A 23,343-nucleotide genomic window follows, 5' to 3' on the forward strand; every position below is an offset into this window, starting at 1 on the left:
TTCTAATGTAATCCATTAAATAATGGTGAAAATGGCTTAAAATCGATTATAGGAAGATTTAGCTACGTAAGACTTCTTTTGAAGAAAATGAGGTATGAACGAGTAAAGAACCTGAACGCAACTAAAGAAAAAGACCTGTTGTGGGAATTGACTGGGAAATAACAATGGATATCACTACCGAGGATTCACCGCCGACGTAAAAATCGCAATCAATGGGTTGAGATCCAAATAGACGCCAGCAATATTTGCATCTACCCAGTGCTGTTGGGAAATGGCTGGCCACTGTATTTCATAGCCTAAAACAAAAAGCATTTCTTCAAAAAAAGACGCAATGTTCGCCCATTTCCTTCTCGAAAAGGATGAGCTAGATTAAGCTCACAGAATAAATAAGCTAAATCTTTAATTAAATCAGTAAGATTTGAATGGCACTCTAAGTTTGGGATAGTATTAAAAAGCTTTATTGCTTCAGGCTCAATTCTTGAAAAAGTACAAAAACGGGTATTACCTTTTGAAATATCGATATCCCTAACCTTACCTGCCCACACATAAAGGTCTTGAAAGAGATAAAAATGCAAAAACTTTAAATGAGAAAAATCGAATTGCGAAAGTAGCGATAGCTCACTTTAATATGAAAGATATCGCGCAGTTGTAAAAGCAATTTTAGCTTCTTCAAAAAGCTCTATATCTTGTATATTTAGAACATTGATGAGAATATCCGTGCCAGGATAACAATAGGAATTCTGGTCTATGCCATATTTATCGCGCATATTTGCGTTTTAGCTCTGAAATGGAAAGTTTTTTCTTCTTATTTTTCAAAACAATACCTTCATATGAAAGGCTAACTCGATAGTTTTCCAAAGATGTAGAAAATTTAGCTTTAGTCACAAATGTCGTCGTTCTCATCGCTCACCTCTTCAAAATGTTCCTTAGAATTATAAGATAAAATAGTAATCGCTTTATCTCTAACCCTAAAAAATATTTCGTCCTATATTTTTCATTAAAAATAATTATAGCTAATTTAATTTCTATTTTTTCTATATTTATTTATTTTTAAATAAATCATTTTTCTTGCATCATAACTTATTAAGATTGTAATTATTTTTGAAAATAAATAAAGGGATACTAAAGATAAAAATGCACTGATAAAACCAAAAAACCACCTTTGCTTTTTTATTAAATTATTAATGTAATTTATAGAAATCTTATCATTAAAAGCATCACAAATTAAACCCACTGAATCTTTTGAAAACCTCACTGAAAATTCATCTTTATCACATTGTTCTTTGGTAATGCGCCAATCCTTAGCATCATTTTTGATAAAATTGTATTCTACCGCCTCATGGCTATTAAACCAAAACCACCCAGTGTCATCAAACTTGATCAACCCAGCTGGTTTTACTGCTATTGTCGTGCTATTTGAAAAAATAAACGCGATTATGATTAATAGAAAAAATATACTTAATGGGATCAGAACATGTATTTTTTTTACCTTTAAATATTCAATATAAAAACAAAATTTTAGCTTTGAAATAACTTTAAAATCTAGTTCATATTTTTTAACCCAAGATTCAAAGTTATATTTTTGCCTTTTCGATATTGCATTCATATTGTAATCATAATTAAATTTTTCAACTTCTTTTATATCAGACAATAAATCATCATTACTTTCAATGTTATGTCCAGTCCAAAATCTAAAGAATCTATCTGATATCGAAAAACCTGATTTTGCTTTGTTTTTTATAAACCAAATAGAACCTATAATAACAAGAGAGATTAGAATAAAAAGTAAGAGTTTGTTTTCTAAAATAGAGAACAAAGGTGAAATTAACGCATCTAGCATAGTGTTCATTATAATCATCCATTATTATGGTAAACTTAATTATCAAATATATAATATATAAACATCACCTTTCAAGTGTTAATATCTGAGAATTTTGTGCTCTACTCGATTTTAGCAAGTTCAAGGCAGCTCTTTCCCTTTAACTGTAATTAATTTCAAATCCATTTCAGGAACTATTTGAAATTTAGAATTACCCCACAATAAAACCAGCCTTATTTAGGAAACTTTCGACACCATTAGGGTAGTGATATCTTACTTTCACACCAACCCAAACTTATTCTTTTCTTAGCTGTTAATAAAGGCTCAATCCTTGGCAATTTAAGCTACTTAATCCTGCCAAATGAACACTGAATATCCATCACTTACAAGGGGCTTAATTCTAGGCCGGTAGTAAATGCCCGAAGATAGCTTTTTCAGCCCGCCACTGCTGTAAAACAATCGAGCCAGAAGATGTATGAGTAATCAGCCAGTTTATTTTAGATGACATTTTTACACCTTAGGTATGAATATGATATAAATAGCAAACCCATAGTTTATTATTTGTGATATTTTAACACCTTTAGTGTTAAAAAACACAAAAATATAAACCACCTGATATAGCTTATATTCTTATTTTTTTAATGTATTCAAATCTGAAACTAACAAAGACTCTCTGAACTCAAATAGTGCTTGTTGCGCTACTTTCACTCCTTCTTGAATATCTAGCTCGTGCGCTTCGAGGTTTTTTGCACTTCTTACATTCTTGCAAACAATATCATGCCAAGAATCAGTTAATAAGCATTCCGTATATTTAGCAACTAAATCGTCATGATTATTGACATACCATTCAACGGAGGTCTTATCATTACAGCCTGATGTTGTGATAACAGATATAATAATGTTAACTAATAAAAAATATTTGGTCATTATACGTATCCTTACCGATTTTTTTGAGTCCGATACGGATGTATTTAACAGCTCAACTCGTGCTTTTTTCTTTTGTCGTAACAGTAAATTAAGATTTCCAAAGTCTGACTAATATTTAAATAACTTCAGCTAAAGCCACTTCTGGAACGCAAACATTGCCTTCAAATAATTTTCGGGCAGTTCGGAGCACAGCAGCTTGAGTATTTTCGATTTGATTTCCATCCTTTAACAATGAAACTATAATTTTCCCACTTGGATGCTCAATAGTTACAATATTAGTCAATGCATATGCAGGTTGGCTGCTAATGATTTTTTGCGCAACGGAACCTTTTATTATTGTTGCAGTTGAAATACCAATAGAACCTGTAATAGCTAGTGACTTGTGGCAATTGTGAGGCATGAAATAGCGAACTTTTATCGTACCATCTTCCGTAGGTTTACTAAGAAGGACTGGCTTTGGTATAACTTTGCCAGTTACATCGCCAAATCCCATTGCCGCTCCGGCCTTAAGGCGGATTTTTTCAAGTCGTTGCATAAACACCAAGTCAGAATCTAGTTCGGATGGAGATTCACCACCCATTTTACCCATTTGATGTGCATCGATTAAGATCATTGGCATTGCCATATCAATACATGTAACTTCAACGCCATCAAATACATCAATTGTATTGCCAGTAGGAAGCAATTTACCCGTTTTACAACCTGCGGAATTTAGAAACGTCAAACCAATTGGCGCAGCTGAACCTGGCACACCATCAATTTGAGTATCTCCGTCATAAGTCACTTTGAAATTAGGGGTCTGTACTTCTGCATTAACTAATGTTCCAGTATTGAGATTCCGAATACGTACCGTTGTTACTGGATTTTTGGGAGCAACTAATCCCTTTTCAATCGCAAACGGGCCAACTGCACACAGCATGTTTCCACAGTTTGGAGTTGTATCAACTCTCCTCTCTTTCACCATGACCTGAGCAAAAAGGTAATCTATATCAGCATCAGGGCTATCCGAAGCACTCACAATAGCCACTTTACTGGTTTGCGGACTTCCCCCACCGATACCATCAATTTCAAGCTCATGACCTGCTCCCATCAAATTCAGCAGAACAATATCTCTCTCTTGAATGTTATCAGGCAAATCACTCGCAAGAATAACTGGCCCCTTAGAAGTACCACCACGCATCAGAACGCAAGGGATGTTGAACATAGTTTTTTCTCTTTCCACATGTTAAATGATGCGCTAAGCGTCCCATATACGAATAAATAACTCTAATGCCAAAAAATGAGAGATTAATGCGTTTTACACATTAATAGGCCTTCGGTTACTATGATTTAATTCCGGTATAAATGTGAGGTTTGAGAAATGCAGCATGAACTACAGGGGATTCAATCTTTTGTTAAAATAGCAGAAACTGGGTGCTTTACAAAAGCATCTCAATTTTTACACATATCCCAACCCGCGTTAACGAGAAGAATAAAAAAGCTTGAAGATAGTTTGGGCGCAGCACTATTTGAACGCTCTACTCGGCGAATAAAATTGACTGCAGTAGGAAGAGACTTTCTACCTAAGGCAAAAGATCTCATCGATTTTTATGAAAACTCGATACTGAGTATTAAAGAAATGGCTACGCATCAAACAGGTGTAGTTACCCTATCCTGTTTACCTACCGCCGCCTTCTATTTCTTACCCTCTGTTATTCGTGATTACAATGAACATTACCCAAATATACGTATCCGTATACTTGAACATAGTGCCAGCGATTGCCTCGAAGCTGTACTCAATGGAGATGCGGATTTTGGAATAAATATGATCAACATCACACACCCGAATATAGAGTTTACACCTCTGGTTAATGAACCTTTCGTTCTCGCCTGCAAACGAGACCATGAGCTTGCAAAAAAATCCCTTGTGATGTGGGAAGATCTTGCTGGACTCAAACTTATTGGAGTCCGTAAATCGAGTGGTAACCGAATTCTGATTGATCAAGCCCTAGAAAGTTTTGACTGGAAACCAAACTGGTTTTACGAGGTAAGACATCTATCTACTTCACTCGGGATGGTTGAAGCTGGATTGGGTGTTGCTGTTGTACCCAGCATAACAATGCCTATAGATGAGCATCATATACTGGTTAGCCGACCACTTATAGAACCTGTAATCAGGAGAACGCTTGGATTAGTATCAAGAAGAGGAAATACTCTGAGTCCTGCGTCCGAGAGATTACGTGAAATGTTGATGAAACTTTGGTCTCAAGACAAAACCAGCCTTTGGATTGATAAATTCAGTAGCTAAGTTACAAACTTGCACTAATACTTATTTACCACCTATGTACGAAACTGAACTATTACGGATAGTATTTTATACAAAAAATATAATTCATTAATATTTTAGTATCTATTTTTTATAATCTACTAATATTTTTCTTTGATATTTATAGCGTTAGGTTATTATCCCCTCAACCATTTGACACAATAAATGGTGTAATTGTGTAGTTATGGGCAAGCACATAGCTACTTCATTCAACTAGCAAAAAGAGAGTCTCTTATGCTAAAGATTAAATTTAGTAAAAAACGAGGTATTGATGTCAATAAAATACGAGGGGAACCTCAATGAAAAAATAAATGAGCTTGTATCTGCGGAAGGTCGTGGTGAGTTGCAAGTAAGAAAAGCAATTGCTGAGAATTGCGAATACTTCAAAGTACAAGCTGAAAGCTACGGCGGTAATGGTGTCCATTTTAATAAGACATCCACAAACCGCTTTTCGTTATCTGACCATGCAAAGGGGGTTATGTACATAGCTGACTCCCCTCATACTGCATTGAATGAATTTTATCAGGAAGATAAATTTATCGATCAGTCAGATTTCACAAACAACTGTATAGCTGAAATCCAGATAGCCCGCCCTATCGTTGTATTTGAGGAAACCGCACTAGCTCCACATATTGGAGTGCCCGTGGGTGACCTTATGGGGCCTAAAACTGTTTATAATGTAACACAGCAACTGGCGAAAGAGCTTTCAAAACATGCTGACGGATTAGAGTATCTGTCACGGCACACAGGGAATAAATGCGTAGTTCTCTGGTCGGTTCAAGAAGATGGAAATGGGATGGTAACAAGTAAGTCCGTTACTCCACTAAAAGAATACTCTCATAAAGGGAAAACGGCCAAAGAAATACTTAAGTCTCAATTAAACATAAAAGTTGTTTGAGACCTCAAATGGGCCTAAAGGCCCATTTTTTAAACCGCATTTTGTGTTCCTAAATTCTCAGCTAGGATCTTGAAATATTCCATTTCATCTTTTTTAGCTCCTCTTCGCAAAACTTCGAGAATAGATATTTTCTCTTCTGTCAATGGTAATTCAACTTTCTTTAAGAAAAAATTACATTTTCTCACCGCACTCACTTCATGTTTCATTGATGCCAATAACTCAGGGACACCTTTCAGCATACCTTTTTCGCTATTTTTTTCATTTGTTGAAAATTGAAATACGGGATAGAGATTTTCAGCCCCCCAATTCAACACAATAAGTTTATTTTTCTCACCGTACTTAATAACTGTAGGCACACTTGCATGAATTATTTTTTCAACAGCAGAGGATTTGTGTACACCTCCGTATTCTTGCAAATACTCCATGAATGCCACTCTGTTCTCTGCAAACTCATTTTGCTCAGTTTTTTCTGGTGTAGGAGTTGAAATAATTCTTTCGGCAAGAGTTTTAAGCTGAATAGCAGACCAGAAATCTACATCACGTAAAGTCAATAATGACTGTTGCTCTTTAACAGAGAGAAGCTCCAGGGAGGATTCAATTTCTAGTCGAAGTACCTTAAGCCTCTTTTTCAAGAGAATAGTGTCTGGCGAGCCTTTCGTTTTCAAAGATGTTGTTTTCATATCAATAGCGCTCCGCTAGATTAACACACTCGAAACTTTAAGATTTAATAAATACATTATATTATAAATCTTAAAATAAGCAAGCTAAACATAAGCACACCATAGGTATGAGCACCGAGGCAGAGCTGCTCTATTTCTAGAAAACTCCCTTCCCTTCTTTTATACTCTACTCCGTGTATATTCCCAGACCTGATAAATTATTATTTCAATACGACGATGGATAGAATCGCTTCATCGATAACAACCACCTAGATGAATAGCAACTACTCTCTGTGGGGCCAGCACCCCTTGCTCCATCAGCCGCTGACAGCGGTGATCTGTTTTGGCCATGCGGGACAAAATTAGGTCATATTCAGTGATGTTAGCTTCAATATGATCAACGTGTTCCTGCAAATCATCAACACATTGCTGAACCTGAAGCGGCAAAGAGCTATTTTGCACAGAAACCATGTGGCGTAGGGCATCAGTACTTTGTGGCGCGATGACACCGAATTCCGATATCAATCCTCGCAGACGATTATACGTTGCTGTTTTCTCTTCGATAAAGCCCTGACGGGTACGATGTAAACATTGCATGGCCTGCTGACTCTCATCTTTCACTGGTATGAAGCACATATGCGGACGACGAACAGCTTCACAGACAGCCTGAGCATCAGCTGCATCATTTTTTCCTGATTTGCCAGCCATACGATAAGGCGATACAAACTTAGCTGCCATAAGACGCGGCTCATAACCATATTGCCGAAACAATCTTGCCCAATAGTGAGTCCCTGAGCATGCTTCCACCCGATAACACAGGGAAGCAAACTCGCAATTAACTCAGGAAGTGCAGCACGCGATACTTTAGGCTTAATCAGAACAGTTCTACCATTTTGATCAAACACCGTGAACAGCAAACACATTTTTAGCAAGACCGATACCGATAGGCGTGATTGTCATAACGAATTCCTCTGAGACGATGTGCACCCCATGATTGAACAAAAGTTCATCAGATGCATAATCAGGGGAAGTCCCTTCCATTCGTTAAGGCTGTATTTTGACTTTTCAACTTGGGGTGTTTTGACGTAAAGAACGGTTTGTCCGATGAATTATTTTAATCTCTTATAATTCAATGGATAAGACGAAACATTGATTTCTTTTTTGAGAGACACATCCTATTCAACCAATTGAATTTTAATGGTTTTAAATTTTTTCGAAATTCATAGTTTAAAGGAAGTTATTGTATAGCTATTAACGACCGTTAAATGATTTTCACCTTATCTAAGCAATATAGTCTATAAGTCATACTCAAAATGTTATGTTTTACGTGGAATTTCTGGTTAAAAGTTAACACTGTATAAAATATCAGCTCAATACAGACTATTTTTATCTGAAATATCTATTAATTTAATGAAAACACCAAAACTAATAGTTTTTTATATTCATGTAATTAAGAAACTAGAAATAAAACCAACGAAAGATAATTAACCATGTAACATACTGTTTTTTAATCTAAAAGTTAGCAAAATCCGACAAACCGTTCTTTACGTCAAAGCCCCCCATAATGGTGAGCCAAAAACTCAGTCCCACCATTTTATTTGCAACAGTGCCCGTTGATTCCATATTACGTAATTCTATGCTACACAATATATCTATGCTATCACCAATCGACCAAGAGTTTAAGGCACCAAAACGCCATGTATATTAGCCAATTATCTATCGTTAACTATAAAAACTTCAAACAGGAAACGTTTAAGTTCCGAAAAAAATCGGTAAACAACATCATTGGTGAAAATGCATCTGGTAAAACCAATGTTTTCCAGGCCATGAGATTGGTTCTAGATGATTCATTACCTGCAAATGCAAAATTTCTTACCAAAGATGATTTTCACCGAGGACTAGGAGAGCCGTTTGGGCACTGGATAATAATCTCTCTCTATTTTTCCGGTTTAGGTGATACAGAAGAACAACAAGTTTTAGCAAACTACATATTAAATGATGGAGAAGACCAAAAGACCTCAACAAAAGGAAATTACACCTTCATATTTAGGCCGAAATTTTCATTCCGACAAGAGCTTCACGAAATTAGCAATGCTCATGAAAACCTTTGCACTCGCAGAGATAAAATTCTTGAGTTTTGCTCCTCACATGCAATATCAAGAGAAACTTATGAACCAGTAGCCTTTGTTCGAACAAAAATCGATCTCACTGACGAAATCGTATACAGTAACCACGTCGGAGACTTCAAACAGTATATATTCCCAGATCCAAATTTAGAAAGCGAAGAGCTAGTTGGGAACAAAAAACCTCCATACTTTTCTTTAATAAACGAAGTCGCTTGCACATACGTGAAAGCACTTAGAAATGTCGTTGCAGATCTCAAGTACTACAAAACTAATCCGCTGTACAAGCTACTAACACTAAAGAGCAAACAGATAAATGATGAAAAAAGTATTGTTGACGACATAGTTAATATAAACCAAAAAATTTCCTCGATACCGGAAATTGAAAATCTCAGCAATGATATTTCTCGCTCATTGATAAATACCATAGGATCAACCTACTCGCCTAAGATTCAAGTATCATCACAGCTTCCGGAAGATTTTATCGAATTAGTACAATCACTTGGTTTAGTAGTGGAAGATTCTTTAAGCTATCAGGGAACTGGTAGAATAGAAGATCTTAGCCTAGGCGGAGCGAACCTTATATATCTAGCTCTAAAACTTTATGAATATGAAGCAATTCGTGACAGTGAAGAACATATAACACACTTCTTGATGATTGAAGAACCTGAAGCTCATATCCATACCCACATCCAAAAAACACTTTTTGAAAACTTCAACTTTAAAAATACACAAGTATTTGTATCAACTCACTCTACACAAATAAGCTCTGTGTCAAACATTTCATCTATGAGCATACTTTCGAGAAAAGATACAAATACGGAAGTATATGCGCCCTCTAGCAACCTAGAACCTGGAAATATTCGGTGCATTGAAAGATATCTAGATGCTATCCGAGGTGATATCTTATTTGCAAAAAGCGTAATACTTGTAGAGGGTGACGCAGAATTAATACTTATACCTGCACTAGTAAAAACGACGCTAGGTGTGAGCCTAGAAGAGATGGGCATTAGCCTAATAAAAATGGATGGAACTGTATTCAAGCATATCTCTGATCTGTTTCATGAAGATAGAATTCGCAGCTATTGCTCCATTCTCACTGATTTAGACAAGGCATTCATAACCCGTGAAAATGACTCTTTTGCAGATGCTGAATATATAAAATCACAGTTAAATGCTCAAAATTCAGGAGCAGAGAGGCAGACTGCTCTAGATGAGTACACAGCTAACAACAGCTACGTCAGTGCTTTTTATGCGGAAAACACATTTGAAACCGAGTTAATTAGCTACTCCGAAAACGTCAACTTGTTTGAGTCGGTGATAAAGACAACCTATAAAAGAAAAGCAGATAGCGAAGCAGTTATCGCCAATATAACTTCTAGCGATATACCTACAAAATATCATCACGCATTAAAATTCGCAAAAAAGATAGGGAAAGGATGGCTTGCTGCTGAGATGGTAGAACATATAACAATTGAAAACATAATCCCTGAGTACATCCTAAAAGCAATTAAGTTTTCGCTTTCTGATAGAAACATAGATGCAATAGCTCTAAAAATGATGGGGTATAATGTTGAATTGATGCGTCAAGAAGAACAGGATGAAATAAATGCAAGTGATAGTTTTGATGAAAAAATAAATGTTTATAAGACCCATTATGATAATGATACTTTCATACGTTTTTGGAAAATATAATGCCTTATAGGAACTTAACCGATGAACAGATGGATGCTGTCGTACTCAATGACAGCATGTTGCTATCAGCCTGCCCCGGTTCAGGCAAGACCAGAACGCTTGTCTCAAAGCTTTATCATATAATAGACAACTCTGAAAAACTTTCAATTGGGAAACGAAAAGTAGCAGCGATTACATACACCAATATTGCCGCAGATACAATTCAAGAAAGGCTTCTATCCTATGGAGTTGAAAGAAAATCACTCTGGGTCGGAACAATCCATGCGCTCTGCCTTCAATGGATAATAAAGCCAAATATCAACATGATACCAAGGCTATGCGGCGGTTTTGTCGTTATAGATGAACATGAGAAAGAAACTAAGTTATCAGAACTTAAAGAAAAATATAAATTCCGATTTTATGACAACATCGACACTGCTCTTAATCAAGATTATAGAACAAAATACCCAGCAGGGACTAGAGAGCATAACCTGACCCTTGACTATCACAGATATTTAGCAGAAAACAATTATATTGATTTCAATTTAATACTAAATATCAGCCATAGACTTCTACAATCTAACCCTAAGCTATGTAAGCGCCTAGGAAACCTTTTCTACCATATACTTATAGATGAATATCAGGATACCTCGGTAATGCAGTATGAGATACTGAAATGTATTATCATACAAAAGCAGACAAAAATAACATTAATAGGAGATCGAGAGCAGGCTATTTACACAGGCCTAGGCGCAATTGTTAAGAACAAACCTGAGCTAGAGAGTTTTTTTGAGCTCGATTCCCCTTTGCAAGAAAAACGCCTGACGGGGTGTTTTCGCAGCAGTCAAAGAGTAATTGACCATTATCTTAAATACCAGGATGAAGGCTACAAAATAGACTCTAAATCCGATCTAATAAACCACCCTTCTGTCGTTCATTTGGAGAGAAATCTTCATAAAGACAACCTTGCCGATTATGTGGCAGATATTGTTACACAGCACCTTGCACAAGGCATTCCTGAAAAAGAAATAGCAATCTTATGCCCTAGCTGGTTCGATGTTATAAGTCTCTCAAACAGCATTGGTGAACTAAATAAAGACTTTAATATTGACGGCGTCTTAATCTCACCGATACCAAAAAATCAAGATAACTTTTGGCTTACATTAATAAGACTAATTCTTACTAAGCCAAGCATTAAAAATTACATAAAAAGAAGACAGTACGCTAATGAACTTTCAGAAAAATTAAATAATATATCCTTTGATGAAGAATCCATAAATCCAAAAACTATCCTCAGCGCAGTTAATTCTATCTCCGTTCAATTTGACAATGAAATTGATGAGTGGATAGAAGAAGTTATAGCTAGGTTTTGCGAAATACTTAGAATAGAGTTGGCAAAAAACAACTTATTTAATGAAGAAATGAAAAGCATATTAAATTCAACAAGGGACAGAATAAATAAGTATAAAATGAACTACAAAGCTTCAGACCTAGAAAAATTTTTCTCCTCTTCCAATGGAGTAAAAATAACAACTGCGCATTCAACCAAAGGTGACGAATATGAAGTAGTTATATGCACCGGATTGTTGAGAGGAAAAATACCACACTGGAATGACATAATAGATTGTAGCGATGTACATCAAGACTATGTTGCTAGAAGACTGCTGTATGTAATTTCCTCACGCGCTAAAAAACATCTTTACTTAATTTCTGAGCATGGGCACAAAACAAATAGGGGAACACCATATCGGCCTACAAGGCAACTATAGTAGCTTCAATAAAAGCTTAGAGAAAGCAGACAAGCTAATACCCTGATGGTTTTCAACCTTAACGGATAAGGTGTATTGTAATGGTTAACAAATTCTGTAGAAGATCTAAGCGGCATTTTTAAGTTCATGATATTTTTGATGTGGTGTTAAATAGTCTATCGTTGAATGGCGGGGATAGAATTGGGATCAGGAGCCCGCGGCGTGAGCGTGCAAAGTTACAAACTTGTGGTCATTAAGCGTTGTTGGCCAAGATTAATGAGCCATTCAAAATTATGGACAACACAGCGGTGAAACCGTTTTTGTTTCAATGCTGTTTGTAGCCAGCGGAGCAGAAAAAGATTTTCATACTAGGCGTTTAGGGTCGCTTTTCCATCCCATAGAGCTAGTTTGAGCTCCATAAAAGCGGCAAATGCTAATTTACCTAACCAAATATTTTTTTCTTCAACAGAAATCAGGGAATGGGTTGCCTTTGTCATGCGGTTCGTGATTGTTGTTTAGCCAGTTTTTGTATGCGTTTTAACGTATCGGCGACATCCGATTCCGTGACAGTCCCGTTCGGTTGACCGTCTTTATCGTATCGTACCGCGCCAGGCATAATCGTGGTGCGATATTTCACACTGTGGCTAATGGCCGCAAGGCTGCGCTTTAGCTTTTTGATCGAAATTGGCAATTCACGGGCTTTTTTATCGGCAATTAGTCCTTCACGCGTGCCTACCGCCATTGGTCGAAGTTGCCCATCAGGAAAGAGGTGTGGCCAATATTCTGAGAGGTTCGCGATAGCCTCCTCTAATGGGAGATGCTGTTTCGGTGGCGTCGGGGGAATGACTTTTTCCTCTAACGGGATGACAACAGCTTTCTGTTTTTTCGTCAGCTGGGGGGGCACTTTTTTAGAGGGTTGGGTAGGCGCTGTTTTGTCGGGTTTATTGGATTTACGCTGCGTATTGACCACCACCTGTTTACGGCGACGCCTAATACCGAGCTCGGAATTTTCCGCGACGTTTTCGGTCGGGGGGCGTTTTAACGTCAGTGTTTTGCGTTCCATTTCATCCTTACACCAAAATCGTGTTTATTCTCAATACATTAATAACCAGAGTATCACGAAATTTCACCGAAATCACCCGCCCAAAGGGCTGTAGACGGCAAAAAGAATCACAGAGAACGGATTAAGGTGAGGGCCGTCGAGATCCGCGTCAGCGGTTAGGCTTTGTTTAATACCCCAATCCGCCCCCTGGCCTGGTTAAGCCTAATGAAAGTAAAACCGTAAATTTGTTTTTTGACCCTTTGAAAAACGCAGTGAGACGGGCAAGAGGCGTAGCCTCGATGAACGGCTGTATCTGCGCGTTAAGGTGGCCGTAGGCCACCTTAACGGGGGCAATGGCACGATATTGACACTGTTATCTGAGCGACAGCCATTTATGGCTTGTTAGCGAAGGCTTTATTGGTTCTATCGCTTTAGAGTGTGCGGCTTGAAAAAGCAGAGCCGCAACTCCTTATTTATAAGGTCGTTTAGTTCAGAACCTAAAAACGAATTTAACGATAAAACCCGAATATTGTTCGAAGTTAATTGAAGTAAATGAAAACATTCGAAGTTAGTCGGTTAAATAAAGAACTAAAATGTTCGTGGGTACACCCATCTGAATAATTGAAGCATTAATATAGCCATCCTATCGCTCGAAAAATGAGCTATTTAGATTTAGGGCGAACGGAACCACCGCCAGTCAAGGCGGTAAATTTAACGGGGAAATTAGGAGTCGGGTAAGTGTTCCAGATAATGCAGGTAGATAGCCAGCCCTTGAATACTCGGGTACAAAGCTTTCATTTTGCGCTCAAAGGCCATGACTGCCGCAATAGGCTGCGTCACCTTCCAGGCTTCAAAGCGACGCCATGCGGCATGCTCTGCGCTTTCTGGTACTTCCAAACTTTTGGCTAACGCTTTCTTTTCCTTCAATGCCTTGGCTAAATGTTTCTTCTCTTGTTTAAGCGTTTCATCTTTCCCAACCACGAGGGTTTTTAGCTTATTGAGCAGGTTGCGAAGTTTATGCTTAGTATCGAGTGATGCCACATTCGCGCGCGCGAGTCGTAAAACATGTTGGGCGTAGCGTTTTTGGTAGCTCTCTTTTAATCCCTTTTTTTCCATCCAACGGCTAAAGCTAGCGACCAATTCGCGCAGTTCTAACGCCGAAAACCCGAGTCCATGGAAAAATTCAGGACGTATCCAAATCCGCATGGCTTTATATTGTTTAGCCTCGATATCAAAATCGCGGTCAATGACAATGAGGTTGGCTTGTTCCCAATCGCGCAAAGCATAGAGTATGGGGTCATAACTTTTACGCCCACTGTCATAGCGATACAGCTGACCACACAATTCCGCCAACTTCTCCACCGAACACATCACTTCAAACAGCGCGTCACTTTCAGGGTTATAATCCGCATAGGCAATCATGGCCATAGCCAAGGCATCAAAGGTCTCTCGACGCTCTGAACGCACGGATATCCGCTGCTTTCTGCTATAACGTAGTTGGTAAATATGGGGGTTTCGGTTCCAATCGTGACGCTTTAACGCCGCAGAAAAGCGACGTACAGGTACCAATTTCGGTAATTGCCCTAAAAATTTTGGCGCATAGTGACGATGAATTTTACCGATGGAACAAGAGATTGCAGGAATTGAGTTCCCATTATACATGTCTCTCCGCACTTATGTTGTACGGAAAGAGTTGAATTTTCTTGCGCATAATTCTATACTCCCCGCTAGGAGTTCAACATTACCCCTAGCGGAATTGCTCTGATGACCCCTGATAATCTTTACGTCCCGCCAAGAATGTAGAAGATTTCAGGGGTTTTCTATTTGGGTTCACAGCACATTTTTGTGTGTTACATCCCATCGCTTGCCACTTTTCGGCGTGGCGACCACAAAATTCACATCAATTGTCGGCTAATTTAGCACTCTATGCGCATTCAAGCAACGCCTTCACGATAAAGACGCGATTTATTCACAAAATTTGTGATAAAACTTGAGGTTCGACGCGAGAGAAAACTAAATAGAACTGGCGGAAATCGTCAACAATCAATGTGGTTAAGCAGGGTTATTTGCGGTGTTTAGCAAGTCCAGCAAGATACCAAGCCAGTGCATTCCCATTGTGGGAAATCACCTTCAGTGTCACCAAGTTCGCAATATGCGCCTCAACAGTGTGTGCCTGTGCCGCGCCCAATATATGGATTAAACTGCGACGTAACCCCGTAAGTTGCTTCGGAAAACCGTTGTTACGTTGGAAAAAGGGCGTTTTAAGTACCTTTTTGGTTTCCTCGAGCGAAAGTGCCACTTTTTGCTTGGTTTGAATGACCCCTTGCAGCGTACAAGATCGCCCGAGTTGTTTTACCGTATTCACTAAGGGCGTAAGCCCTTTATCGTTGGTAAATACGGTAAAGTGACACGTTTTATCCGCTTGCTCATGCGCCTGTCCTAAAGACCAGGCAAGGTGAAAGTCCACATTATTCTGACTGACTTGGCTCACTTTAATGATGTTGAGAATATAGCGGGCGGTTGTTTGTACGGGTAATTTGAGATTGGCTTGCTTGGGGCCTGCAAAAATAAAGACTTGCTGATACTGCTCAAACGCTATCGGATCTAAATGCGGGACATTTTCTAAATCGACAAACGCCCATTGGGTTTTGGCTGATGTAACTGGCTTTTCCATAGATAATCGGCATCCTTAATCACCAAATTCACGGTCACGGGATTTTTCCATCACCATTTCACGCTCTTGTTGACGCAAAACGTCTCGTTGTTGTTGCTGATGTTCACGCTCAAACTGAACGGCCTTTTCAATGACTCGCTCTTTCGCCTCCATTAAGTCATGTTCCCCTTTCAGTAAGCTATCACGCTCTTGCGCCATCACCTGCCTCAGTTCGTCCTCACTCAGTTCTGGCACTTTAGGCTCGCTGTTTGCTTGCTGACGTAGGGCAGCTTCAGCCTCTTTTAAGGCTTTATCAATCGCCTGCTCCTCGGGGGTTTGCAGGTTTTTCGGGTCACTGTCCGCTTTATCGGTTTGCGTGGCACTTGGGTTTGCATAGGCGTTATCCACTTCCCCTTGCGTGATTTTCTCAATCATGGCCGTGTGTAAACGTTCATCAGGATTGAGTTGCACCACCACACCCTGTTCGGGTTGCTGTGCCATTACCTCAAAGGCTGACTCTAGAGTGTTCACAATCACGGTTTGTCCGTTTTGACTGGGTTTGACGACAATAAATTGCGCCTGCTCGCTCCCCAGTAAACGCCCTTCAGCACGAAGCCCCTGCAATTTATCCTCTTCAAGTTCAATCGCTTGTAACACGGTGCCTTGGGCTTTACCGTGTTCATCAAAAGCGGGCCACGCCACGTGCGGTTCGGGATGCTTGGTGGATGGATAAACAAACTTCCCTTCATGGGATTCACCGAGCCCCATTTGCCGACTTAAAGCGCGACCAATCGCCGTATCATTAAGGGGTTTCGCATGGTCAAACAGTTGATTACCGACTTTGGCGGCACGGTCTTGCTCAGCCAGCAACACATCATGCGCGGTCTTCCGGTTTCCGGGGTTTTCAATGGCTTTTGTCCATTTATCCAAATCATCACTGTAGGTTTGCACGTGCGCTTTAGTACGAGATAAAGCCACATACGCATCACGTAAGGTGGCCAGCATACGTCGTCCTGACTCCACACCCCCAAGGACAATCACATACAAGCTACTTGCCCCTTGCGCTTTGTGTGCCGTGCCCGCATAACCGTAATCCAGATGTTGGTCTGTCAATTCGCTATTCGGGCTAAGCACGCGTGACTCATCGCCCTTAGTAATGGTGATTTGCCCGTTACCACTGACTTCACTGACCGTCCAGTCACTGTTCATCACGCGTCCGCGCTCTTTATCCGTGCGAGTAAAGTTGATTTTTTCCCCTGCGGCGATATGACGGGTTTCTTGGCGGTAAATACCAATATCCAGCAAGCTACTTTCAAAGGCCGAAAGTAAATGCCCTTTGCCTTGTTCATCAACCAGGGTCACAACTCCGTCACTGACGTCCTCTTGAGTCACCTCAATCCGATAGTACTGCTCTTGGATGAGGGCAATTTTACCGGCATGTTTTGCCAGTCCTGCCGTTGATAACAAGGCCTCTGTGCGCGTACTTTAACGCACCAATATCGGGACGTCTTTTCCCCCTTGTAATTGCCCTTGCTCGACTAAGATTTGATGAATACCGCGATTAAGTTCATCTTTATCGCGGTTGGTTTGTGCCACAATCAGTGTCTCTTTTTGGGCTTCAACCGTTCGTCCGCGATAGTCATCAAGAATATGTGTGATGACCTTGTCGCCTGAATTTATCACCGACTGTTCGGGGTGTTCCGCCCCCGCGCGACGGGGAACCACATCCGGCGTCACGCGATTCATCGTATCCATCGCAGTTTGAATATTACCGGCTATGATGGCTTCAATGGCAGGGCGAAGCTCGGGTCTTTGCCGCACAATTTCGTTCACAACCGTAGTCGTCAGTGCTGAACGGTCTTGCGCGAGGGAAAAAGGTGTACCACTGTCCACCGACAATAACTGCGCCCTATCCCCTGAAATGGGCGCTCGCCCGCCACCGCGCCCAATCACGTCTAACACCTCAGTCATAATTTTGTTACCGACCATCGAACCTTCGTCGACTAAAAACAGGGTGTTTTTAAAATCCAGTACCTCCCCTTGCTGTTGGCGTTGGTTCGCATCCATCAAAAAGGCATGCAAGGTTTGTGATTTCACCCCCACAGCGGCCATTTCCCCCACCGCTCGGTGTGTGGGTGCAAGACCTATCACTTCCGGTCGCTGCGTCTCAGGGAGTGTGTTCAGGGCCTTGAGAACAGCCTTCAGCTGGGTCGTTTTCCCCACCCCTGCATAGCCTTGTATGCCGACAAACTGGTCGCGAGTAGTTAAAATCAATGTGGTGGCGGCCTTTTGCCCCTCCGTTAACCCTTCCAGTACGGCATCAGGGACAGACTCCATCAGCGGGGTTTGTGTTCCTTTGCCTGCTAAAATGGTGGTCAGGATTTGCTTTTCCATCTCCCACGTACTGGCCGTCACGTAATGTTGCTGGGCGGCACCTTTACCACTGGTTACAGGGATAATGGCTTTTTGGGCAACTAAGCGGTCAAACGCTTTACCCAGCGATTGACTATCCAGCGCGGTGTGTAACGGCAACGCTTTGGCAATCGCATCGATACGCGAGAAAAAAACCTGACTCTCTTGCGCTAATTCCATGCCTTGTTGCAGGGCTTTTTCGGGCTTAGACAATAACGCTTCCGTAGCTTTATCGGCCGCTTGTTCAATGGCTTTGCTGTCTACGCCTTCAACCCCCGCTAACTGCCGCGCTTGCTGATAGACTGGCGAACGCGATAAGCGACGCTCGGTTTCCATCTTATCCAGTGGCGTATACACGGTAATATGTTCACCACTGCGTGCAGCCGTATTAAGTAAAGTGGGCTGTGTATCCCGCGCTGATGCGGCCAATAACACAGTGCCCGTATCGTTAGCCTGTTGCCCTGGGGCAGTAACATAGCCATAATCGGCTTTGACACCGTCCCGCACATCAATTCGATGGGTTTTACCGTTGAAATTAACCATTATTGCGTTAGGCATAAACCCAGTTACCGTGACCCTGTCACGTGCAGAAAGCTTGTTTTGTTTCGCCAGTATCGTTAACTGCTCGCCTTGCTTGATGTCCATCGTTTGGCGTTGATACGCACTCCATTGGCCATCAAATTGCTGCGGTTTCATCACCTGTTTTTGCCCTTGACTGTCAAGCAACGTGACCGACCGAGTTTCAGGAGTGACGCGGTCAATGGTGTAGCGTTCAACCTCTTTCTTGTCCGCATTCCAACGCTCCATCACCATGCCTTCACGATAACTGTCGATTTGCTTGCGTGAATGGCTGTCGAGCCACACGGGTTTGAGTTGTGTCACTGTCACCGTTTTTTCACTGAGCATCCCGCGCTCGGTGAGCGTTTGGCGAATGGTATCGGTCACGATTTTTTGCTCCCGAACGCCACTGACCTGCGCAACCACGGGTTTCATGTCGCTGTGCAGCTGTGCATAATCCGCCGCCAGTGCCGCATAACGATGATTTTTATCGGGAATATGTGCCGTTTTCACCGTCAAGACAGCGGAAGATTCGCCCTGAAAGCGCGGAACGCCCGCATCTTGTAAGGTGGCCAACACGTTCCCCGTGCCTTTGCGCCCGCCACTGTCCATCATGAGCACTTGCACATTGGCAGATTGCGCACTTTCCAGTAGAGATAAGGCCGATTTCAATGACAGTTTTTCGGCATTGGCAACCACCAAGGTACTGTTGGGTTTAAGCAGTTGATCATCACCTAGGGACATTTTAGGCACAGTGGCAAAGCGATTATCATTGGTAAAGGCTTTAGCACTGGTCGCATCAAGGGTCATCACCGCCACGTCACGCCCTTGTGATTGCGCCATCGTGACACCGTCTAATACCCCATCCCGCTGTGCTTTACCCAGTCCTTGACTGGCCACAATCGCAATATTGGGTAAGGAATCCGCCACTTTTTCCATGACTGGCGAGAGGGTTTCTGTCCGCACCTGAAAACTGACGGTACGGTTATGTTGCTTCATGTCGGTGGCGATTTGTTGCAGCTTCAGCTCGTCCATTAAATGAATGGACGAGGTAAACAACCCTTTTTTCTCATCCAGTGGAATAAGTTGACGCTGTTCAATCGCCACATCAATCGCTTCACGCACCTGCGCTATCATGCCCGCACGGGCTTCCAATCCCCCAAGCGTTTTAGCCAACACTTGGCTGTAAGTCATGCTGAGTTGCTTGTCGCTGAGTAACGCAATCGCATCAGTGACGGCGCGGGTAATATCGGGCTGTATATCCCGAGAGGTATCACCCATCTGGCCTTTGGCAAGACGCTGCTCGGCTTCAGCGTAAAACGCTTTGCGTTCTTCAGGGCCAAAGCCATTTTTATCCAAGCGGTCAAACCAGTCAGTTAGCAATTCACTTTTTTCAGGGGTTGTTTTCGCCTGACGGGTATCGAGGGCGGCCACATCACGAGATTTGAGTGAGGCTTCATGCCCCACCGCATCCATGATTTGGTAATGCCGCTGAGAAAACGGCACAACGGGCACGCCTACAATTTCCCATAATCCATTCTTGCCTGTTTCATGGGTTTGCATGCCAAAGCTTTCCACTCGCTCACGTAAAGCATGGCGGTAGATTTGCCCTAATGACACTTGCAAGGCATAAACCGCTTCACTGAAGCCGCTCTTTTGTTGTGTATCACTGGATAAGGTACGCCACTCGCCATTGTGTTCGGTCATGTTCATCACAAGGGCATGCGTATGGACTAAGGGGTCGTGCTCGCGAGAGGTATCATGGTTAAATGCCGCAATAACCAGGTTTTTGGTCATTTCCAGTGAGGTTTTGCCCTCAACCATCACTCGCGTTGACGCGAGGCTCTCCACCTCTTTCAGGGCGACCTCGACGGCATGATTATGTGCATCAATCATGCGTTTATCGCCCAGAACAAGCCCTAATACCGAGACACTCTTGGGTGCCGAAAAGGTTAAGTCTTGCCCTTCGCGGTGGACGTTTTTACCGTTTTCCATGCGCTCAAGACTTTGACCATTGGGTAAGCGCCCCTCCAGGATTTCACCCAGTTGGTCTTTCGTGACTTCCCCCTCTAATCCGAGTGATTTAGCGCCTTCCCCCATCCAACGAGCTTCAAGGTTGCCGAGAAAATAATAATTATCTTCATGGGTATAATAATTTGCCGCATTGTTGGCAATCGGTGCAACAGTTAGCATTACCATTTCCCCCAACCATTATCATGTTCGCGATCTAAATTTGGTGAAGAATTTGAATGACTTGCATGGGAATCGCCCACAATTTCCTTTTCGTCCTGACGCATGCGTGTATAACTGTCATACAGGTCTTGGGGGTTTTCTTCGTGCTCTGCGGTTCGCCCTAATACTTCTCCCGTCTCGGTGTTCACGCGCAGATTATCAACAACAACCTCTCGTCCCCCTTGGCTTTCCGTCAGGTTCTCCGATGACGCGGTTTCTGACGCTATCGAAATAGGCTTTTCCGTCACTGAATTCGGTGTTAGGGCCGCGACAGGCTGAGGCTGAGCAACTTCCGCAACGGGGTTGTTTTGTGAGGTATCAATGGGTGCTTCAATCGGTTTCCCGCTAATTAAGCTATCTATGGCCTGATTGACCACGTCAGGGAGCGCGCCCATGCTTAACCGCTCATCAATTTCTGTCTCAATCTCTTGGTCTAAGCTGTCATTGACGTGTCGGGGGATAAACTCTTCCGCGACGACTTTCAGCTTTTCGTATTTCATGGCAAGTTTAATGACAGGGTAGTCCCCAGGAAGCGTGATATAACATGTTAAATCGTACAGTTTTTGCACATCGGAGTAGTTAACTAAATCCACATCTTCTTGCTGCTTACTAAATGACACCCCGTCCCGCACGGTTTCAGGACCAAAACTGTATTGCTCGCTGGCCACTTTTTTACGAGTTTGCCCCAGCTGCCCTCGTACCCAATTGGCGATACTTTCATCGGGAGAACGAAAGAAAAAACGGGTATTCAGCAAATCCATCATCGCATCGGCATTATCATTCCCATACGTCACATTCAGTTGCGCCTTATTTTGAAAGCCAAGAATAAAACAACCGCCAAATTTTCGGCCTTGTGACAAAATGAGGGGCAAATTCGGTAACTGGTGCAATGAAATCAATTCATCATAGATAAACCACACACGGCGCTCTCGGTTATCACCCATTTCCAATAAGGTATTTGCGGCTTGCGATAACCACATGGAAATTAACGGTTTCAGTGACTCATGCTCCCGCTCATTACTGGTGATCCACAACCAACCGTGACGTTTTTTCGGTTCATTGACGGTTTTCATCCATTCACGGATAGCAAAAGGGGGTTTGCCATTACGCTCAATTCCTTGTAGGTAACGCAGGGCTTTGACGTAATTGGTCAAAACACCGCGAATAGAAATCGCGGTCTTTTCTACCTTCTCTTCCATCAAGTTACTGGCTTCCGTCCCCGCCACATACGCGCGTAACGTTTTGAGATCAATGGCCAGTAACGTCCGTAATAACTTGTTATAACTGCGCTTTGGATCAGCGCCCAGTTTTGAGGCCACCGTAGTGAAAATAGTCCGCGCTGAGCCCGTCCAAAAAGGGTCTTCTGAAGTACTTTGAGGGATAAGGGTATTGGATGCACTGTCAAAATCAGGTGTCGTGACACATTCACTCCATAAATCCCAATTTTCACACCGTTTATCCAATGGATTCAGTAATTTATCAATATTCTCATTGTAATGCTGTTTTATTAATGAACACCCTTTATCATAAACAATCACCATATCGCCCCGTTTGCGGAGCTGAATAAGTAATTTATTCAGGGCATTGGACTTTCCTGACCCTGGCGTACCGTGCATCAACATATTTTGGACTTCACTGTTGAGCTTCAGAGGTAATCCGTCAAAAGTAATAGGTGACGCTTCGCGTCGTGCATGAAGCAGGTTACGAACGGACTTAATATCTTCAGTTAATGTACGCCCACCAATCACATCATCATTCGCTTGACGCTTACCTAATCCATGAAAGACACGGTAGATAACAAAAAACAGCACAATAATAACAATACACGCCCATAGCAGAGATAACCCCAGTTCTTGCAGTGCAAGATTACCTGCATAGATCATGTAGTCGTCTTTTAATATGGCTTCCGACGTAAAACGGTAAAGCTGTCCATCAAAATCGACTTCATAAATGGGCGCCACGCGATATAAGGCTTTTTCACCGCCTGCCGTTAAATATAGCCACCAATATAATCCGCCATTTTTAATTTCTTGCAGTGGCACTTTAAAATAAAAAATAATCGGGAAGATAATTAAGAAAAGCAGAATAAGCCAAAAAGATATTCGTTTATTCACTTGCATGAACATGCCGAGCATATAGCTAAAGACTTGTCCACCTTGCGTAATATGCTTGGTTGAACTCATAATAAGATCACTCTGAAAGTAAAAGGAAACCATAGAAGATAATGAATAACCTCTTCATTATTTCTTATTTGATATTATCGATGGAGAATTAGATTCTCAATTAAATAAAA

At 41.5% G+C, this 23,343-nt stretch carries 17 protein-coding genes and 3 pseudogenes; 4 read left to right on the top strand and 16 right to left on the bottom strand.

Annotated features, from left to right (window positions below):
• Window positions 1–174 precede the first annotated feature (174 nt).
• The 6 genes and pseudogenes from J6836_RS22275 to J6836_RS22295 all read right to left on the bottom strand — a co-directional run bounded on the left by J6836_RS22275 (window position 175) and on the right by J6836_RS22295 (window position 3,950).
• Window positions 175–767 (bottom strand): annotated as a pseudogene (locus J6836_RS22275) (Fic/DOC family protein).
• Window positions 757–903: a hypothetical protein gene (locus J6836_RS22280; protein ID WP_219249779.1), complete on the bottom strand. Its 147-nt coding sequence runs from the start codon at window positions 901–903 to the stop codon at window positions 757–759. Before J6836_RS22280 ends, J6836_RS22275 begins: the two are co-directional and overlap by 11 nt.
• 115 nt (window positions 904–1,018) lie before the next feature.
• Window positions 1,019–1,849 (bottom strand): DUF6216 family protein, encoded by an 831-nt coding sequence (locus tag J6836_RS22285; RefSeq protein WP_219249780.1) that lies wholly within the window; start codon window positions 1,847–1,849, stop codon window positions 1,019–1,021.
• Window positions 1,850–1,966: 117 nt separating this feature from the next.
• Window positions 1,967–2,327 (bottom strand): annotated as a pseudogene (locus J6836_RS22870) (hypothetical protein); the annotation flags it as partial.
• 122 nt (window positions 2,328–2,449) lie between these two features.
• Complete coding sequence (locus J6836_RS22290) at window positions 2,450–2,746, bottom strand: EexN family lipoprotein (RefSeq protein ID WP_219249781.1); 297 nt, start codon at window positions 2,744–2,746, stop codon at window positions 2,450–2,452.
• Between the two features lie 115 nt (window positions 2,747–2,861).
• Window positions 2,862–3,950 (bottom strand): 4-oxalomesaconate tautomerase, encoded by a 1,089-nt coding sequence (locus tag J6836_RS22295; protein ID WP_219249782.1) that lies wholly within the window; start codon window positions 3,948–3,950, stop codon window positions 2,862–2,864.
• Between the two features lie 156 nt (window positions 3,951–4,106).
• Between J6836_RS22295 and J6836_RS22300 the strand changes: the two genes are divergently transcribed.
• Both J6836_RS22300 and J6836_RS22305 read left to right on the top strand, forming a co-directional pair.
• Window positions 4,107–5,033: a LysR family transcriptional regulator gene (locus J6836_RS22300; protein ID WP_219249783.1), complete on the top strand. Its 927-nt coding sequence runs from the start codon at window positions 4,107–4,109 to the stop codon at window positions 5,031–5,033.
• A gap of 289 nt (window positions 5,034–5,322) precedes the next feature.
• A complete protein-coding gene (locus J6836_RS22305) occupies window positions 5,323–5,949 on the top strand; it encodes an RES family NAD+ phosphorylase (RefSeq protein ID WP_219249784.1) in 627 nt (208 codons plus the stop codon).
• A 29-nt stretch (window positions 5,950–5,978) separates the two neighbouring features.
• Here J6836_RS22305 and J6836_RS22310 read toward each other — a convergent pair whose 3' ends face one another.
• Entirely contained in the window at window positions 5,979–6,629 is a 651-nt protein-coding gene (locus tag J6836_RS22310; protein WP_219249599.1) for a hypothetical protein, read from the bottom strand.
• A 255-nt stretch (window positions 6,630–6,884) separates the two neighbouring features.
• A pseudogene (locus J6836_RS22315) lies at window positions 6,885–7,568 on the bottom strand (IS110 family transposase); the annotation flags it as partial.
• A gap of 737 nt (window positions 7,569–8,305) precedes the next feature.
• On the opposite strand from J6836_RS22315, the gene J6836_RS22320 reads away from it, so the two are divergent.
• The gene (locus tag J6836_RS22320; protein WP_219249602.1) at window positions 8,306–10,426 is read left to right on the top strand and encodes an ATP-dependent nuclease; all 2,121 of its coding nucleotides are present in this window, start codon (window positions 8,306–8,308) and stop codon (window positions 10,424–10,426) included.
• Window positions 10,426–12,174, top strand: a complete 1,749-nt coding sequence (locus J6836_RS22325; protein WP_219249604.1) for a UvrD-helicase domain-containing protein — start codon at window positions 10,426–10,428, stop codon at window positions 12,172–12,174. The genes J6836_RS22320 and J6836_RS22325 overlap by 1 nt, the downstream gene beginning before the upstream one ends.
• A gap of 215 nt (window positions 12,175–12,389) precedes the next feature.
• Here the strand turns inward: J6836_RS22325 and J6836_RS22875 are convergent, their stop codons facing one another.
• The 8 genes from J6836_RS22875 to traD all read right to left on the bottom strand — a co-directional run bounded on the left by J6836_RS22875 (window position 12,390) and on the right by traD (window position 23,233).
• On the bottom strand, window positions 12,390–12,482 hold the full coding sequence (locus J6836_RS22875; protein ID WP_255586430.1) for a hypothetical protein: 93 nt from the start codon (window positions 12,480–12,482) through the stop codon (window positions 12,390–12,392).
• Window positions 12,483–12,521: 39 nt separating this feature from the next.
• Window positions 12,522–12,650, bottom strand: coding sequence for a hypothetical protein (locus J6836_RS23270; RefSeq protein ID WP_255586431.1), 129 nt, complete (start codon window positions 12,648–12,650; stop codon window positions 12,522–12,524).
• Window positions 12,647–13,216: a ProQ/FINO family protein gene (locus J6836_RS22335; RefSeq protein ID WP_219249605.1), complete on the bottom strand. Its 570-nt coding sequence runs from the start codon at window positions 13,214–13,216 to the stop codon at window positions 12,647–12,649. The genes J6836_RS23270 and J6836_RS22335 overlap by 4 nt, the downstream gene beginning before the upstream one ends.
• A 702-nt stretch (window positions 13,217–13,918) precedes the next feature.
• Window positions 13,919–14,857 (bottom strand): RepA family replication protein, encoded by a 939-nt coding sequence (locus tag J6836_RS22340; RefSeq protein ID WP_219249607.1) that lies wholly within the window; start codon window positions 14,855–14,857, stop codon window positions 13,919–13,921.
• A 400-nt stretch (window positions 14,858–15,257) separates the two neighbouring features.
• Window positions 15,258–15,869, bottom strand: a complete 612-nt coding sequence (locus J6836_RS22345) for a PIN domain-containing protein (RefSeq protein ID WP_219249609.1) — start codon at window positions 15,867–15,869, stop codon at window positions 15,258–15,260.
• 15 nt (window positions 15,870–15,884) lie between these two features.
• Window positions 15,885–17,315: a conjugative transfer relaxase/helicase TraI domain-containing protein gene (locus J6836_RS22350; RefSeq protein ID WP_219249611.1), complete on the bottom strand. Its 1,431-nt coding sequence runs from the start codon at window positions 17,313–17,315 to the stop codon at window positions 15,885–15,887.
• Between the two features lie 18 nt (window positions 17,316–17,333).
• The gene (gene mobF, locus J6836_RS22355) at window positions 17,334–21,011 is read right to left on the bottom strand and encodes a MobF family relaxase (RefSeq protein ID WP_219249613.1); all 3,678 of its coding nucleotides are present in this window, start codon (window positions 21,009–21,011) and stop codon (window positions 17,334–17,336) included.
• Window positions 21,011–23,233, bottom strand: a complete 2,223-nt coding sequence (gene traD / locus J6836_RS22360) for a type IV conjugative transfer system coupling protein TraD (protein ID WP_219249615.1) — start codon at window positions 23,231–23,233, stop codon at window positions 21,011–21,013. The genes mobF and traD overlap by 1 nt, the downstream gene beginning before the upstream one ends.
• Between the last annotated feature and the right edge of the window lie 110 nt (window positions 23,234–23,343).

Origin of the sequence: Providencia sp. R33 (assembly GCF_019343475.1) — a bacterium.
Taxonomy (GTDB): Bacteria; Pseudomonadota; Gammaproteobacteria; order Enterobacterales; family Enterobacteriaceae; genus Providencia.

Coding starts and splice junctions, on each gene's coding strand:
- J6836_RS22320 (WP_219249602.1), top strand. CDS start 8,306: ATGTATATTAGCCAATTATCTATCGTTAACTATAAAAACTTCAAACAG.
- J6836_RS22335 (WP_219249605.1), bottom strand. CDS start 13,216: ATGGAACGCAAAACACTGACGTTAAAACGCCCCCCGACCGAAAACGTC.
- J6836_RS23270 (WP_255586431.1), bottom strand. CDS start 12,650: ATGACAAAGGCAACCCATTCCCTGATTTCTGTTGAAGAAAAAAATATT.
- J6836_RS22305 (WP_219249784.1), top strand. CDS start 5,323: ATGTCAATAAAATACGAGGGGAACCTCAATGAAAAAATAAATGAGCTT.
- J6836_RS22280 (WP_219249779.1), bottom strand. CDS start 903: ATGAGAACGACGACATTTGTGACTAAAGCTAAATTTTCTACATCTTTG.
- J6836_RS22295 (WP_219249782.1), bottom strand. CDS start 3,950: ATGTTCAACATCCCTTGCGTTCTGATGCGTGGTGGTACTTCTAAGGGG.
- J6836_RS22340 (WP_219249607.1), bottom strand. CDS start 14,857: ATGTATAATGGGAACTCAATTCCTGCAATCTCTTGTTCCATCGGTAAA.
- J6836_RS22345 (WP_219249609.1), bottom strand. CDS start 15,869: ATGGAAAAGCCAGTTACATCAGCCAAAACCCAATGGGCGTTTGTCGAT.
- mobF (WP_219249613.1), bottom strand. CDS start 21,011: ATGCTAACTGTTGCACCGATTGCCAACAATGCGGCAAATTATTATACC.
- J6836_RS22325 (WP_219249604.1), top strand. CDS start 10,426: ATGCCTTATAGGAACTTAACCGATGAACAGATGGATGCTGTCGTACTC.
- J6836_RS22310 (WP_219249599.1), bottom strand. CDS start 6,629: ATGAAAACAACATCTTTGAAAACGAAAGGCTCGCCAGACACTATTCTC.
- J6836_RS22285 (WP_219249780.1), bottom strand. CDS start 1,849: ATGAACACTATGCTAGATGCGTTAATTTCACCTTTGTTCTCTATTTTA.
- J6836_RS22300 (WP_219249783.1), top strand. CDS start 4,107: ATGCAGCATGAACTACAGGGGATTCAATCTTTTGTTAAAATAGCAGAA.
- J6836_RS22290 (WP_219249781.1), bottom strand. CDS start 2,746: ATGACCAAATATTTTTTATTAGTTAACATTATTATATCTGTTATCACA.
- traD (WP_219249615.1), bottom strand. CDS start 23,233: ATGAGTTCAACCAAGCATATTACGCAAGGTGGACAAGTCTTTAGCTAT.